The sequence below is a fragment of the Exiguobacterium sp. s91 genome (assembly GCF_018618915.1).
Taxonomy (GTDB): domain Bacteria; phylum Bacillota; class Bacilli; order Exiguobacteriales; family Exiguobacteriaceae; genus Exiguobacterium_A; species Exiguobacterium_A abrahamii.
The window spans coordinates 285,466-300,952 of sequence record NZ_JACSMZ010000002.1; the positions used below are offsets into that span (position 1 = coordinate 285,466).

Consider the following 15,487-nt stretch of genomic DNA (forward strand, 5'->3'; position numbering starts at 1 on the left):
GGTCTGTCGTTGCTTCGTATTATAGATTCTTCGCTTTGAATGTATCTCCGCCTTCAATCGTGCCGTTATCAAAACCTTTTTGGAACCAACGCTCCCGTTGCGCCGATGTGCCGTGGGTGAAACTTTCCGGTACGACATATCCTTGTCCCTTCTCTTGTAACGTATCATCCCCGACAGCATTCGCTGCCGTCAGCGCTTCCTCGAGATCGCCTTCTTCGAGTAAGTTTTCGCCTTGCGCATGGTGTGCCCAGACGCCGGCATAATAATCGGCCTGTAGCTCGAATCGAACAAGGTACTTGTTGAACTTCTCCTCACTCATCTGCTCTCGAAGGGGCATGATCTCGTCCGACTTTCCGAGTAACGTCTGGACATGGTGTCCGACTTCATGCGCAATGACATAGGCCATCGCAAAATCGCCCGGGGCTCCGTACTTCGACTGCAGTTCATCATAAAAGCTTAAATCAATGTATAATTTCTGATCACCGGGACAATAAAAGGGACCGACGGACTTCCCTGCTTGTCCGCAAGCCGAACTGACTTGATCCGTATATAAGACGAGCTTCGGTTTTTTATAGGTCTTACCATCTTCTTTGAATTCCTTCGTCCAGACCCGTTCCGTATCCGCTAAGACGACGGAGACGAAGTCCGCTGCTTCTTTTTCCTGTGCTGTTTCTTCATACGTCGTATTTTGCTGATCCCCACCGGTTAAGTCTCCGAGTAATTCAGCTGGATTACCACCCATCAAGGTGATGACGATCAGCAGGATGATCCCGACACCACCACCGATACCAGCGATTCCTTTCCCTCCCATTCCCCGTCGATCCTCGACGTTCGAACTCCGCTGTCTTCCCTTCCATTTCATGCGTTTTCCTCCTACTCGTTTCGTTGTAAGTCTTTACCCGAAAGCATTCGTCTGTAACGCTCCGTCTGAGGATGGACGTTACTTCTCGCAATCATTGCTAAAATAAGTACATCCATTTCTAGGAATATCGCCCTCCTGTAGAGAAGAAGTTCAGCACGGATTTTCGCAGAAAGGAGTTGTCCGATGCACTCGTTCCGTCAACACCTCAAGAACTTCATGCATACGTATCGTAAGGACATCCTTGTCCTATCTGGTATGTTTGTATTCATCCTGATCTATAGCTTTCCGTTGTTTCGTTCCGGTATGGTGACGTTCAGCGATCTATCCTTCGGACTGTCCTCACATCGCTATTTAGAAGAAATCTACGGTGCTTGGAACAACCGATGGAGCACGACGACGCTTCTGAATGTCGCACGACTGCTCTACATCCTACCGTTTTATGTACTCAGTCTATTGTTTGGCTCATCCGGTCCCGTCTTGATCAAGTTATTCATAATCGGACTGTTAACGATCTCTGCTTTATCGATGTTTGCTTTTACGAAACGGCTCCATTCCGTTTATGTCTCGAAGCACTTTTCTTATCTCTCACTGATTGCCTTTGCGATTGCCGCGTTGTTTTATGCCTTGAACCCGTGGGTGATTACGCGGATTCAACATATCTATTTATTATGTGGCTATTCCGTCTTTCCTTACGCTTTGATGTTGTTCTTCAACATCTTTGACCCGAAGTTTCGGGAACAGCTCGATCCTGGTTTTCGTTTGTCTGATCGATTGAGTCGACGGACATGGATTGATATCACTGGACTATCGATCGTCTTCGCCTTCATGGCGGCGGGGATTCATTATTTCTTCTTCTCGCTGATCTATATGGGAATCATGGTCGGACTCATTTTCCTAAAGACGAGCTGGACGCGTCGCAAAGAACGGATTTGGTCGTCGTTACTGTGGTTTTATGTTCGGGCGACTTGTGCGTTTGGTCTCGTTTTTCTACTATTTAATGGATATTGGTTCTTGATGTACGTCGGCTCGATTCTGACTGGCTCACAAGCTTCACAACACAATATCAATGTCTCTGATACGTTGATGTTGTTCAGCCGACACTCGAGCTGGACGAACGTTTTATTTTTAACGAGCTACTGGTGGCCGATGTTTGATTTGACGACGTTACCGCTGACGTTTTGGATTGGTGGTGCGATCACGCTTTTACTCATCTTACTAGGAGCCGTCATTGCGTATCGGCAACCGATCCATCTGTTCTTTAGTCTGCTTGCGATTCCGCTGATCGTCTTTGCGACCGGTACCCATGAACAAGTTGCCGATGCATTTGTCCTGTTCGTGACGAAGACACCGTTGATTGGTGCGATGTTCCGCGATCCGAATAAGCTAGTTGGTCTCTTGATGGTCAGTTACAGCTTGTTGCTCGCCGTCGGATTAAATGCCGTCTTTATCCGTGCGTCCCGGACGATTCCACTGAAGTTGTACCGGGTCGTCTCGATCGTCGGAACACTGATCGTCGTCGCCTGCTTTTTTCTTCCTTACCGGACTGTCTATATGGAAGGTTTTTATCATCCAGTCAAAATGCCTAAGGAGTACACGGCTATCCAAGAAGAAGTCGATGGGAAATGGTTGCAATTCCCGATTGCAGACGAGATGACGCAACCGAGTACCGGCATCGCGACTCCACGCTGGAATCAAAATCCACGAAAAGGTGGCGAAATCAAAGCAACAGGTGACGTGCAAGTCTATACGTCGGCACACGATACCGTCTTTCATCATGAAGGAGCGTCACCGACCATCAGCTATATGATGACCTTCATGCAGTATCTACTCGATACCGGTCGGTCGGAACAAGCCGGACAAATCGCAAAAGCGTTCGGACTGAAACAATTCGCTTACCGGGATGAGTACACGGGGATGAAGGACCGACAAGACTTCAATCTAAAGGTTCTACAGGAACAACGTGATCTCGTACAGACGAAACAAGTCGGCTTGTTCACCTTGTTCGACTTGATCGCACCGCTCGACACCCGAACCGTTCCACAATTGATTTTGACCCCTTATGGACTCGAACGGTCAATCAGTTATCCGACACTGGATGGCTACAACCTCGGTCGTCAATCGATTTTGTATGCGACACAAGCACATCAGGATAGTCTCTCTTGGATGAAAAAGGGTGATATCGTTGAGATGGTCGAGGAAAATGATCTTGTTCTCAGTCAGGTACCGGAAGAATACTACTGGAAACCATTCGAAGCGATTGATTCAGCGAATGCTTTCCTAAACTGGGGTAAGACGTTCCTCCGAAATAATGACTGGCGCTGGTATTTGCGGACGCAAGGTATGACGAACCCGTCGTTTGACCTCGATTTTGGAGATGGGATCGGTCTCTCGTTTGCTTCCGCCCGGATTGACGCGCCGGTCTACAAATTAGACGGATTAAAGGCGAAGCAGGTCGCCTCCTTTAATTCGATGCTTGAGGATGAGACATTCTTCAAAGCCGATAACCCGGACATCGTCGACTTATCTCCGAACCCGATGTCAAAAGATAATAACCTGCCTGTCCTTCATGCGGAAGTCGCGGAAGGCGACCCAAAATACATCTGGCAAGTCGCGAAATCCGGTAAGCTACCGGCACGACCGAATAACGCCTACCGCTTTGATATTACAGCGAGCGGTCGCGGGGTCGACCGGCTCCACGTCAAGGTTCGGTTCTTTGATGCGAAGGATCGCGAGCTGAATCAAACGTACGTCGTCGCTCCGCGTGATTCCGGTGATGTCGACGCGATTCACTTGCAAGGTGAATATGTCACACCACGAAACGCAAAAACGATGCGGATTGATCTACTCAGCTTCCAGCGTCCTGAACGGAAAACGTATTGGTGGGTCCATGATATTAAAATATTCAGCTATGAGGATTATATGATTCCGAACACGTTTACGATGACGAAAGACTTGCCTGCCGGTCGTTACGCTGGGTTTGCCCGTGTGCTGCTGAACCAAAAAGGTGGACAAATGGATCTAACCCTCAATAAACGAGGCGTCACGATTCCAACTCGACAACGATCCGGTGCTAAACTCGCTTGGGTTCCGCTCGGTTCGTTCACGACGCCGAGCGGTCCTGCGACGCTCAGTGTGACGAACACGGAAGGCTTTAATGCCATCCAAAATATCGTTCTGATTCCGGAAGAAAAGCTGACTGCTTTACGAAAACGCGTCGATGATACACTCGCTTTCACGAAGACCTTGATGGTACTCGAGGCAGAGACCGGATTCGATTACACCGGTCACTTGCAGTCGGAACGAAACTATCCTGGACTGAGCTTTGGGAAAGGAATCGCTTCGCAACGGGGACGTTTACAGCGTTCGATCGATATTCGGGAAACGACCGATTATCAGCTCCAGTTGATGTTAACTCCGCCACCAGGAAACGATGGTCGGATCACTGTCAAAATTCGAGACGGAAAACAGGTCGTCTTCGAACGAGCCTTGTCTCGTTCTGACATTCTAGCCGGTCAAAAGCACCAACAGCAGATCGGTAATCAGACGGTGACGTACGATCCGCTACACTTAGCGTTCCCGTACCGGATGACGGAGTTGAGTGACGTCTACCAAGCGTTATACGATGTGAAGTTATCCGATATCCCACTCGAGAAGGGACGCTATCAGCTAGAACTATCCTATGCGAGTAAGGTGCCGTCACTCGTCGATTGGAAGGATCTGCACAAGTTCGACCCAAACGAGATCGTCACCGATAAAGCCCTTGCCGCTCCGGAAGCAGCAGCGAATTGTGCGACGTGTGTCTCGATCACGGACGATATGTTCGACGCGAGTGAAAGCGAAGATGGCTATACGATTGATTACGAGCCGACCTGCTCGTGCGATTGGTATATATATGCCTCGCAAAAAATGAAGGTAAAACCGGATCACGAATATTTGATTCAGTTCGACGCCGTCAGCAAGAACGTCCGTCAACGACACCTCAAAGTGTATTATCTGGATAAAGATGATCGTGTCATCGGTACGGATTTCATCAATGAAGTCGAAGAAAAGAAAAAGAAGCAGTGGAACCATTACGAACAAATCGTCATTCCACCGAAGAAGACCGTCCGGATGCAACTGCATATCTGGACGCGCGGAAATGAGAAAAAGGCCGGGCAATTGCGTCTGAAGAATTTAGAGGTGCTACCCTACGACCAACTGATTTTAGTCGATCAACTCGTTCTCTCCGAGCAAAGCGGTACGCTGTTCGCAACAGAACCTGCCCGTGCGCTTGACGTCGCTGCCTCACAGATGGGACGGGATATAAAAAGTGATGCGCCACTCGGTCGCTTTACGGTCAATGATTCTCCGACACCGTTATTTAAGCTCCAGACAGATCAGGAAACGATGCGTGGTGACACGGCATTAAATGGCGTCAGTCAGTTGTATCGTTCGAACGAAAAGACGGCGCATGTGACCGTCGTGTTGCGTCCGATTTATTACGCCGGACTGACCATCCTCGTCTTAGCGCTCCCACTTAGTATCTTGTTGATTTATTTCATGACAAGCAATCGTGGTCTGGCTATCCGACAACGTCTATCGTCCGTGTTCAAGCAACGAATTCCTAGCCTGAAACGAAACAAAAAATAGTCTATCTAAAGAGGCTGGGACATAGCTAGCTGATTTTAACGAAAAGAAGGAATTGCCATCGCTCAGATGTGCAATTCCTTCTTTTTTTCATCTGTGAAACTGAATTATGTTCCAGCCTCTTCATTTGACCGGTACTTCGTCTTTCCGGTGGCGCTGATACAGGCTGACCATCGTTTTTAAGAAAGCGACGGAATCCTTGACGAGATTGACATGCGATCCTTCGCGTTCGATGCAGTTTACGGGCTGTTGATAGACCCGCAAGCGTTCTTTTTTTGCTGCATACATCAACTCTAAATCGATCGCGAGACCACTCTCGACGTGCAGATAAGGCAACAAACGATGAACGACACGACGGTTAATGATCTTTAGACCGGTCTGCGAATCGGTCACACCTTTTGGTAAGAAGAACCGTGTCAGATTCCGTTTACCGAAACTCATGAAACGACGGACAGTTCCCCGGTCTTCGATCGTCAAATCCTTCGTTCCGACGACGATGTCATAGTATCCCTCTTGCGCTATCGTCAACAACCGGGCGATATCTTCAATCCGAAACGAATTGTCCGCGTCGACGAACACATAATAATCACTCGAGATATTTTTCATCCCTTCGATGAATAGACCGGCTTTTCGTGTATTTTGCTCGACATGATGAACCTCCAGATAGCCGACCGTGAATAACGTATCCGTCGCGTCCATGACGATTGAACGGTATTCTTGGAGGAGTGCCTTGGATCGGTCAGACGAAGCATCATCAAAGAAATTGATCGAAGCGTGGATATAATCTTCACTGATGAAGGTTGCAAGAGACTCTAAAAAATCTTTTACATAATTAAAACGTTTCTCTTCGTTAAATATTGGCAATATAAAGGCTATAGTATCCTTTAAAATGGGATATTCAGGATGGATAATATGCTGGATTTCAGCAAACAATTCATTCGGATAGGCGGGACGATAGGAAAACAGACGGAGCATTCCATCTCCTTGAACGGTATGGTACGGAAAATCGCCCTTTAAACGAACTGCTTCTTTGACAATCAGAATTTTAGATCGCGGACGGACAGCTCGAATTTGATTGGCGATTGCTAGCTCCTCTCCACGCGTCTCATAATCAATGATGTATAGAAGAATATCGTGTTCCTCAGCTTCCTGTATTTCAGTGCTGGCAATCTGTTCGAAGGAGTTCGGGCATTTACCCGGCTGTGTGTAGAACAGGACAGGATAGTAGGAAATCAACGATTCGTATGGAATGTGCCGAGAATGATCGGTAAATACAGCGATATGCCCTTGACTCATAAGTCTCATCCTTTCCGTAAAACAGCTCTGACTGATGGGAGGTGGCTCCATGACAAGTTTCATCCAGCGACATGCCGTTTTATTGATTTTCCCGATTCTAGATGTAGCGCTGAACCTAGTGAACTATGCCTATCATTTGTTATTAGCCCGGGAGCTTTCTAGTACAGTATATGGATTATTGAACGCCTACTTGGCTTTTTTGGGTCTTCTTCTCATCATCGGTGGTGCTTTACAATGGACCGTGACTCGGGACTATAGTCAACAGAAAACGAACGATTACCAAAAGCTACGGTTCCGCATACTGGCGGTTACAGGATGCTTCTTACTTATTTTACTTTATGCATTACCTTATTTCCTGCCGTTTACCAAAATAAACCTGCTTATTGTTTATTTGATCATCGTGTTTCATATCCTTCTATCTTTTCGTCGTGGTGTCTTACAAGCGACTGAACGCTTCTATGCCCTGAACCTCTCTTATTACATCGAATCCGTCGTTAAAGTCTTAGCCACATGGCTCTTGATTCAACAAACGAACGTCAGTTATGCACTATTGTTCATCTTGGCTGGCATGATTGCGTCCTACCTATTAAGCCTGATGCAAGTCACGTTTCCCGTTAGTAGCGGGCGTATCCAGGCGAACGGACTCGTCCATATGGTTCATACACAAGTCGTCATGACGCTGTTTTTCACACTCGATAGTTTACTCGTCACCCGTTACTTCCCACAGTTAGCAGGAGATTATTCGGTTGCCTTACGATTTGGTCAACTGCTGTTGTTTGTCGCGTTATCACTCGCACAATTGTTGCTACCGCGCTTAAGCCAAAAAAGTCAGGACGAAGACTTTCTTCTTTGGGAGCGTCGCTTTTACCGCATTTTATTAGGTGGACTCGCTCTTGGCGTTTTAGTGTATTGGACGATCGTCCCTTATTTGATTCCGATTCTATTCGGGAGTGGTTATGACGCGGCAACTCATTACATCAAATATATGGTTTTCGTTTATGTCGGCATCACGTTGATTCAATATGAAGCACTCGTCCAGTTTTCACTACACAGAACTGGATACTTGAAAGGCTATTGGTTGATTCTGATTCTGTTCATCATTGTCTTGACGACATTTCATTCGACCGTCGAGACTTGGTTGCTCGCGCAAGCAGGTGTCTTTTTACTCGGCGCCTTGATATTACGTTTCACCTTACCCCGACACCCCCATTCAGTGAAGGAGGCGTAACATGAAACCACATCTACTTTTTTTATCTTGGCGCGATATCAAACATCCGAAAGCAGGTGGTGCGGAAGTATTCACCCACGAGATGCTCCGACGTGTCAGTGATGAGTATGAGATCACTCACTTCTCTCCCGCATTTAAAGGCGGACACGATGTCGAGTTTTTGGACGGCATCACTTATATCCGGAGAGGTTCTGCACTTTCCGTCGTTCCGCTCGCCTTTTCTTATTACCAGTCGCATGCTGCGACGATTGATTTAGTCGTCGACCAGATGAACACGCATCACTTTTTCACACCCCTGTATGTTCCATTAGCGAAACGTGCCCTCTTCATTCATCAACTGACACGTGAAATCTGGCAAATCAATGTTCGTCCTCCATTTTCATACATCGGCGAATGGACGGAGACGCCGCGTCTGCAGCTGTACCGGACCGGTCGCGCGTTGACGGTCAGTCAGTCAACTGCAGACGACCTGCTTGCTGTCGGCTTTTCCAAAGACGAGGTGACGATTCTACCGGAAGGTCTCTCCTTTACCCCATGGAACGAGGAGGACTGGAAGCCGAAAGAAGCATATCCGACTTTTTTATACGCTGGACGGATGTCTGCCTATAAAGGAATCAATGATGCACTCCAAGCTTTCGTCATCGTCAAACGGGAGTACCCAGACGCTCGTTTCTGGGTCATCGGAAAAAAAGACGAGGCATATATCGCCGAGCACCTTAATCCGATCGTCCCAGAAGAAATGCGTGACGCCATCACTTATTTTGGATTCGTCAGTGAGGAAGAAAAGCTCGAACGGATGAGTCGCGCGACGGCGCTCCTGTTTCCTTCCAAACGAGAAGGTTGGGGGCTGACGGTCAGCGAAGCGGCGGCCGTTGGCACACCGACGATCGTCTATGACGCACCTGGACTACGCGACGCCGTCCAGTACGGCATGACTGGTTACATGGCAAAGAGTCAGACGCCAGGTGCACTCGCTGCCGAGATGCGCGCCTGCTTACGTGACCCGGAAGAATACGAAATGATTCAAGCAGCCGGTCATCGTTTCGCTCAGACCCTGCACTGGGATCACACAGGTCAAGCGTTTCAAAACTGGTTGCAACGCGAATTGATACCCATCGCACTGAAGGAGGATTTTTCATGATTGGAATCGCTATGTCCACATACGAAAATGAAGCAATCATCACGGAAACGATCCGCTCACTTCAGACACAACATGCTTCTTTCCTTTGTGTCATCGCGGATGATGGTTCGACCGATTCTACCGTCGCGACGATTCGTCGGTTAACCGCAAATGATACGCGATTTGAAGTGCTCTCGCTTCCGCACGGTGAACGAGGTATCGCCCGCAAGACTGCGATTGATCGCTTGAAGCAACACAATATCGATTATCTCTACATCATTGATTCCGATATGGTACTCGAAGAACAGCTATTAAAAAGCTGCCTCTTGTATCTTGAAGCGCACTTAGATGTCGGAGCTCTTGTGATTCCTGAACGTGCATATAGCGATTATGATAATTACTTCAGTCAAGTGAAGGTCTTTGAGCGTAACCTGTTCAATGTTCCGACGGATCAACTCGACACGCATACGATGGAAGCCGCGCGCTTCTGGCGGCTCGAAGCGTACGTCGCCTCGGGCGAGATTGATCCAACGCAAATCAGTTTCGAAGAGACGCAACCGACAATCCGTTATTTAGAACAAGGCGGGATCATTCGCCGTGCGACGTTCACCTACGTGCACCACAATGAAAAGCAGGTCGAATTAAACGACCTGCTTCGAAAGAAACGCTATTACTTTGATGTCATGCCCGCGACGCTCGACGCGGAACAGGGGGGCTTCATGAAAGCCTTACGACGTTGGTATTTCTTCCGTCCTGTTCTCTATCATCAGGCTAATTTAAGAAAATACAGCCGTCATCCACTGTTGACCGTTGGCGTCATCTACATGTACTTGCGTCTTAGCTTCATTGGTGTAGAATCTCTCTTCTTCAAACGGGTTTCGTAATGCTTCCGACGACTGATTGATACAAGATGTAGGTACCGAACTGCGTGGGGAATTCTAAACGCTGTATCTGATCTTCTTCACGCACCTCTTGTTCGGAGTGACTAATGATTAGAGAGCGTTGACTGGCAATCGTTCCGTCTTCAAAAAATAAACAATACGGACGATCTGAACTCAAAAGCACGCTCTCAAAATGGTTGACCAAATTACGTTTCCGTTGCTTCGTCTCGACGACTTCATCACCAATTTTAGTCATGATAGAGAGTATTCGCTCATCAATTTTCAAAGGTTTCGTCATCATACGACTGACATTCCCTGCATTTACTGCTGCGAGCAGCGTATGCACCTGCATATAATCAGTCAACACGATTTGTTTCGTTAATGGCGCACGTTGTTTGGCAATACGTAACAGCTCGACACCATCCATTTCCGGAAGTCGAAGTTCCGTCAGTAAGACATCAACGTCGGAATTGCTGAGTTGTTCCAAGGCCTCTTCTCCTGATCCTGCTTCCTGTACGTCTTGTCCCGCTGCTAAAAGTTTACGACGTAAAATCCGTCGTGTCGGTTCATGTGAGTCAACTAATAGATAAAGTGCCATATGCTATCGCCTCCGTTTTAAAAAGAAAGGATGGTCGTCAATGTATATTCTTTTACTATCAGGTGGATCTGGAAAACGGCTTTGGCCGCTCTCGAACGATTTGAACTCGAAACAGTTCTTAAAGATCCTGAAAGATCGCGATGGCAATAAACAATCCATGATGGAACGTGTCTTTCAGCAGCTTCAGGAAGTCGGTCTGGACGACCGGACCGTCATTACGACGACGAGTTCACAAGTCGATGCAATCGAAAATCAGCTGGGCTTTCGTACTTCCATCATTCAGGAACCGTCACGTCGCGATACGTTCCCTGCCATCATGCTCGCGACGAGCTATTTGGCAGAACGGATCGATTTAGAAGAGACGGTCATCATCATGCCGGTCGATCCTTACGTTGAATTATCGTTCTTTGAACGCTTCGAGCAACTGGACCAAGCCGTCCAAGAACATCCGGATGCGCTTCATTTAATGGGTGTGGAACCTTTACATCCCACATCAAAATATGGCTATATCATTCCGCGAACCTCCGAAAACATGTCCATCGTCGAACGCTTTCAGGAAAAACCGACTGTTGAGGTCGCGAGTGACTTAATCGAACAAGGTGCATTATGGAACTGTGGTGTCTTTGCCTGTCGCCTTGACTTCTTGATGCAGTGTCTAGAAGCGCAAGCTGTGCCGACGTCTTTCGAGGCGCTCCGTTCGAACTATGAGGCACTAGAAAAGACGTCATTTGATTATGCGGTCGTTGAAAAGACCGATTCTTTATTCGTTCATCGGTATGATGGCTACTGGAAAGATCTCGGAACGTGGAATACATTAACGGAAGAGATGCCACATCCGCTTCATGGAAACGCCCGGATGATCCACTCGAAAAATACGCATATCGTCAATGAATTACAGGTTCCTGTCCTTGGAATCGGACTCGATAACTTAATCGTGTCGGTGAGTCCAGATGGTGTCCTCGTTGCGTCAAAAGACGAGACACCTGCCTTAAAGGAATATTTGACGGATGACACTTTGCCACCACAATTTGAATGGAAACGCTGGGGATATGCGACGATTTTACATCAACAGCAACTAGAGGACGGACGTTATGCCGTGACTCGACGGCTGCATATCAAGGCGCATCAACAAATCAGTCATCATTATCATGCGCATACCGACTCGACATGGAGTATCTTACAAGGTCGCGCCGAGGCACTGATCGATGGTCAGTCACAGCAACTCGGACCGACTTCTGTCGTACACATTCCACAAGGTGTTCCGCATACTCTGACAACACTAGAAGATCTGATTATGATCGAAATTAAATATTCCATTGATTGGACAGAGCAGGATAACTATCCGCTCCCGACCTCCATCCGGTCCAAACCATGATGTTAGAAAGGGCACCTCCTAGTGGTGCCCTTTCGTCTGCTCTAGTCTAAAAACACTTCACTCGTCACGAATGTGACGGATCCAACTATCTCGTAATCTCCCGCTCGACGCGGTACAAAGAATTGTTTCCCTTTCTGTAAAGGAATCACGCGATTTCCTTGCCGCGCTACTCCTTTACCATCGATGACAGTCAATAAACGAAAGACCGGATGATCATGCAATGCATACCGACCGGTCACTTCATGACGGATGACCGTAAAGGAAGGTACTTGAAGCAACTTCGTCATGATGCCCCCCTCCTTGATGATCGTCTCTGGTTGGTTCGTCCACGGCTCATCTGGAATCGTCGTGACAGCGATTGCCTTCTCAACGTGTAATTTTCTCGGTTTCCCATCATCTCCTAATCTGTCGTAATCATATAGTCGGTACGTCCGGTCGCTCATCTGTTGAATCTCAAGAAGAACGATGCCTGGTCCTAGAGCGTGGATTGTACCACTCGGAATGTAATAGAATTCGCCAGGTTTAACTTTTTGATGCCGAAGTGACGTCTCCCAGTCCTTTTCTTGAGCGCACCGAAACAGGGCATCTCGTGATTGTAGATTGTGACCAAGAATGATTTCTGCCTCTGGTGCAGCCTCTAAGATATACCAGCACTCATTCTTGCCGTACGGTTCTCCTTCTAGCCGTCGTGCCTCCTCATCGTTCGGATGGACTTGAACGGATAAGTAGGCGGACGAGTCCAGAAATTTTACATGAAGCGGAAATGCATCTAGCAGATAATCACCGAATAGTTCTGTCCGTTTCGTTTGCCATAATTCATCTAGCGTCTTACCCTGATCAGGTCCATCTAAGAAGTACGTCCGCCCACTCGCATGAGCGGATGCTGTCCAACATTCTCCAATTTGTCCTTCTGGTAACTCAAACTGAAACAACGCTTCTAAACGTCGACCGCCCCAAATTCGTTCTTTGAAAATTGGTTGAATGGCATACATATCGACGCGGACTCCCGATAGACTAGGAGCGACGCTTCACCTCCATCTATACGTTTGGTTACCTCTTTATACCCATTTTTATGTCTATATTATCCAAATAAAACAGATTGAATCATAAAAAAAACCAACTCTTAGTGCGTCCCTAGGAGTTGGTTTTCGTATATTTGACTGGCTCTTTTACTGTTCGAGATAATCGATGATCATCTGCGGATCAACGCGTTTCGTATAATCCGATGGTACTTCTGCGAAACGAATCACACCGTCCGTATCAATGATGAACGTCGCCGGTTTCGGTAACTGCCAATCCTCATTTCCGTTGTGCTTCGCTACATCAAGTCCCGATGCTTTGTAAATTTCAATCAAATAATCTGGCAGGTCGAACACCAAATCAAATTGACGGGATACATGTAAATCAACGTCACTTAAGACAGGGAAACTTAACGCATTCTTGTTTGCTGTCTGCTCAGCAAATTCAGGTGTCTCCGGACTGATTGCAACGACAGTCGCTCCCTGAGCACGAATACGGTCGATTTCCCGTTCATACGCGCGAAGCTCGAGATTGCAGTATGGACACCAGCCACCCCGGTAGAACGTCAAGATGACAGGACCTTGCTCGAGTAATGTCTCGATCGCCACAGGCTTGCCGGATACATCGGGTAACGTAAAGTGTGGAATCGTATCACCGACACCTAAACCTTTTGCGATACCAGAAGCAGCCAGCTCAGCTGTCGCTTCCGCCATCAATCGTTGTTTCTCAGCAGGTGCCTTTTGTCGGAATTCCGATTGATACTGTTTGATTTCTTCGAGTAATCGTGTCATATGTTCTCCCCCTTTGTTGCTGTATAGAATAACAGGGAGATTACTCGTTTGTCTCTTCTGACGACTCTTCTGCCTTCTTCCGGAATCGTTTCACAAACCCCATCAGTTGTTCGGGTGTTAATTCGAGCTTATTCTCATAGACATATTTTGTTCCATATCCGAGTGCAAGGGTGGCGGTCGAAGCAACGCCCGCTGCAATGACGGCACCATACCCCGGAACGAGCTTCGCTATTTGCCGAAAGGCGGTTTTTCCGGAGTTTCCGACGATCGTCACGACAAGCAACTCCTTCGCACTCTCTTTGGATAACTGTCGTTCGTACAGATTCGATAACTTGAGCATTAAGCCGATTTGAATTGAAGTCAATGGAATGATATCAGCTCCCGGGAACGGGACGGCACCGATCGCACCAGCGGCTGTTCCGGTACCCACAATCCAGTTGTTCGCGATTTTGCCACGAACGGTCGGATCCATCTGACGAACGAACACATTATCCTTGTCGAACTTTTTTAAGATATCGAGGACCTCCCGACGGAGCCGATCAATGTTCGTTCCTTCTCGTGCTGATACGGGAATGATTTTGGGTCCTGGTAGTTTTTCTGCAATATGCTGAACGATCGTGTCGACATCATCCGTCGCATCCATCTTCGTAACGACGATCAAGACATTTTGGTTATGTTGATAGATCTTACGGAAGTTTTTCGTCTCCGTCTCAGATAAGACGGTACCTGCCGCATTTAAAAAGTAAAGGATGACATCGGCACTTTGATAGTACGTCCACGTCGCTTCCGAGTTCTGTGTATTGGCATCATTTAATCCTGGTGTATCGACGAAGATGACTTTATCCTCCGGGTGCTGCCTTACTTGATCAATCCGGACCGTTTCACCCGGGCGCGCCCCGACCGTTGCGACTTCACGACCAAGAATCGCGTTCAAGGTCGAAGATTTTCCCGCATTGACATCTCCGATCAGGGCAACCGTCACGTCCTGCTCCAGCGATTGATTGAAATCCCGTCGCTCCGATTCAAACGACTGGTCAAAGATTTCCTCCAGTTTGCGTTTCCGTTTTTGTTGATTGGTCTCCAGTCCTTCACCAAAAAAATCATCCATCGTGATCCCTCCCCCTTCTTCTGCTGTCTGTCTTTTCCCGTTATCCCTTGCTTTCAACACAAAGAAGGCAAGGGAACATTGTGTCCACTTGCCGAATTTTAGAGATATGTGCTACGTCGCTCGAGCAATACCGTATCGCGCCATCTGCCTCCGAGCCGACCAATTCGCTCCCGGCGACCGACTTCCCGAAAATTAAATCGTTCATGAAGGCGTAGACTCGCTTGATTTTCCGGAAAAATTTGCGATTGCAACGTCCAGATTCCGGCTGCTTCACTTGCTTGAATGACGTCTTCCATCAAGCGTGTGCCGACACCTTTACCGCGTGCTTCTTCCGCGATATAGAGGCTGATTTCAGCGACACCGGCGTATGCCGGAATCGAAGAGAATGGACTTAACGCGACCCAGCCGAGCAGTTGCTCGTCTTCCATCGCAACGAGGCGGCTGTGTGCGTGGTGATGCTTCCTCCATTCTTCGTACGGTAATGCTTCCGTACGAAACGTCGCATTCTCCGTCTTTATTCCTTGTTCGTAGATCCGAACGACTTCTGGATAATCGTCCACTGTCATTTGACGTACTTCCATC

General features: G+C 47.7%; 12 protein-coding genes. 5 read left to right on the top strand and 7 right to left on the bottom strand.

The window, feature by feature from the left end:
- Positions 1–19 precede the first annotated feature (19 nt).
- On the bottom strand, positions 20–862 hold the full coding sequence (ypfJ, locus tag KNQ06_RS12870) for a KPN_02809 family neutral zinc metallopeptidase (RefSeq protein ID WP_214724808.1): 843 nt from the start codon (positions 860–862) through the stop codon (positions 20–22).
- 183 nt (positions 863–1,045) lie between these two features.
- On the opposite strand from ypfJ, the gene KNQ06_RS12875 reads away from it, so the two are divergent.
- A complete protein-coding gene (locus KNQ06_RS12875) occupies positions 1,046–5,491 on the top strand; it encodes a glucosyltransferase domain-containing protein (RefSeq protein ID WP_215148528.1) in 4,446 nt (1,481 codons plus the stop codon).
- Positions 5,492–5,611: 120 nt separating this feature from the next.
- Here KNQ06_RS12875 and KNQ06_RS12880 read toward each other — a convergent pair whose 3' ends face one another.
- The gene (locus tag KNQ06_RS12880) at positions 5,612–6,784 is read right to left on the bottom strand and encodes a glycosyltransferase (protein WP_215148530.1); all 1,173 of its coding nucleotides are present in this window, start codon (positions 6,782–6,784) and stop codon (positions 5,612–5,614) included.
- A gap of 49 nt (positions 6,785–6,833) precedes the next feature.
- Here KNQ06_RS12880 and KNQ06_RS12885 point away from each other — a divergent pair, with 49 nt between their 5' ends.
- From KNQ06_RS12885 to KNQ06_RS12895, 3 genes are read left to right on the top strand one after another with little or no spacing between them, the layout of a single operon-like run.
- The gene (locus tag KNQ06_RS12885; RefSeq protein ID WP_215148532.1) at positions 6,834–8,012 is read left to right on the top strand and encodes an MATE family efflux transporter; all 1,179 of its coding nucleotides are present in this window, start codon (positions 6,834–6,836) and stop codon (positions 8,010–8,012) included.
- A 1-nt stretch (position 8,013) separates the two neighbouring features.
- Positions 8,014–9,153, top strand: coding sequence for a glycosyltransferase family 4 protein (locus KNQ06_RS12890; RefSeq protein WP_215148534.1), 1,140 nt, complete (start codon positions 8,014–8,016; stop codon positions 9,151–9,153).
- The gene (locus KNQ06_RS12895) at positions 9,150–10,016 is read left to right on the top strand and encodes a glycosyltransferase family 2 protein (RefSeq protein WP_215148535.1); all 867 of its coding nucleotides are present in this window, start codon (positions 9,150–9,152) and stop codon (positions 10,014–10,016) included. The genes KNQ06_RS12890 and KNQ06_RS12895 overlap by 4 nt, the downstream gene beginning before the upstream one ends.
- On the opposite strand, the gene KNQ06_RS12900 is transcribed toward KNQ06_RS12895, so the two are convergent.
- On the bottom strand, positions 10,000–10,611 hold the full coding sequence (locus KNQ06_RS12900; RefSeq protein WP_058704536.1) for a response regulator: 612 nt from the start codon (positions 10,609–10,611) through the stop codon (positions 10,000–10,002). The two genes, KNQ06_RS12895 and KNQ06_RS12900, sit on opposite strands and share 17 nt — an antisense overlap.
- A gap of 40 nt (positions 10,612–10,651) precedes the next feature.
- Between KNQ06_RS12900 and KNQ06_RS12905 the strand changes: the two genes are divergently transcribed.
- Positions 10,652–11,986 carry a sugar phosphate nucleotidyltransferase gene (locus KNQ06_RS12905; RefSeq protein WP_149426627.1) on the top strand — a complete coding sequence of 445 codons (1,335 nt, stop codon included), beginning with the start codon at positions 10,652–10,654 and terminating at the stop codon, positions 11,984–11,986.
- A gap of 41 nt (positions 11,987–12,027) precedes the next feature.
- Here the strand turns inward: KNQ06_RS12905 and manA are convergent, their stop codons facing one another.
- The 4 genes from manA to KNQ06_RS12925 all read right to left on the bottom strand — a co-directional run bounded on the left by manA (position 12,028) and on the right by KNQ06_RS12925 (position 15,486).
- Positions 12,028–12,978: a mannose-6-phosphate isomerase, class I gene (manA, locus tag KNQ06_RS12910; RefSeq protein ID WP_149426626.1), complete on the bottom strand. Its 951-nt coding sequence runs from the start codon at positions 12,976–12,978 to the stop codon at positions 12,028–12,030.
- Between the two features lie 177 nt (positions 12,979–13,155).
- Complete coding sequence (locus KNQ06_RS12915) at positions 13,156–13,797, bottom strand: peroxiredoxin-like family protein (protein ID WP_064300457.1); 642 nt, start codon at positions 13,795–13,797, stop codon at positions 13,156–13,158.
- Between the two features lie 40 nt (positions 13,798–13,837).
- Positions 13,838–14,905 (bottom strand): YcjF family protein, encoded by a 1,068-nt coding sequence (locus KNQ06_RS12920; RefSeq protein WP_215148537.1) that lies wholly within the window; start codon positions 14,903–14,905, stop codon positions 13,838–13,840.
- A gap of 98 nt (positions 14,906–15,003) precedes the next feature.
- A complete protein-coding gene (locus KNQ06_RS12925; RefSeq protein WP_215084896.1) occupies positions 15,004–15,486 on the bottom strand; it encodes a GNAT family N-acetyltransferase in 483 nt (160 codons plus the stop codon).
- Position 15,487: the final 1 nt, after the last annotated feature.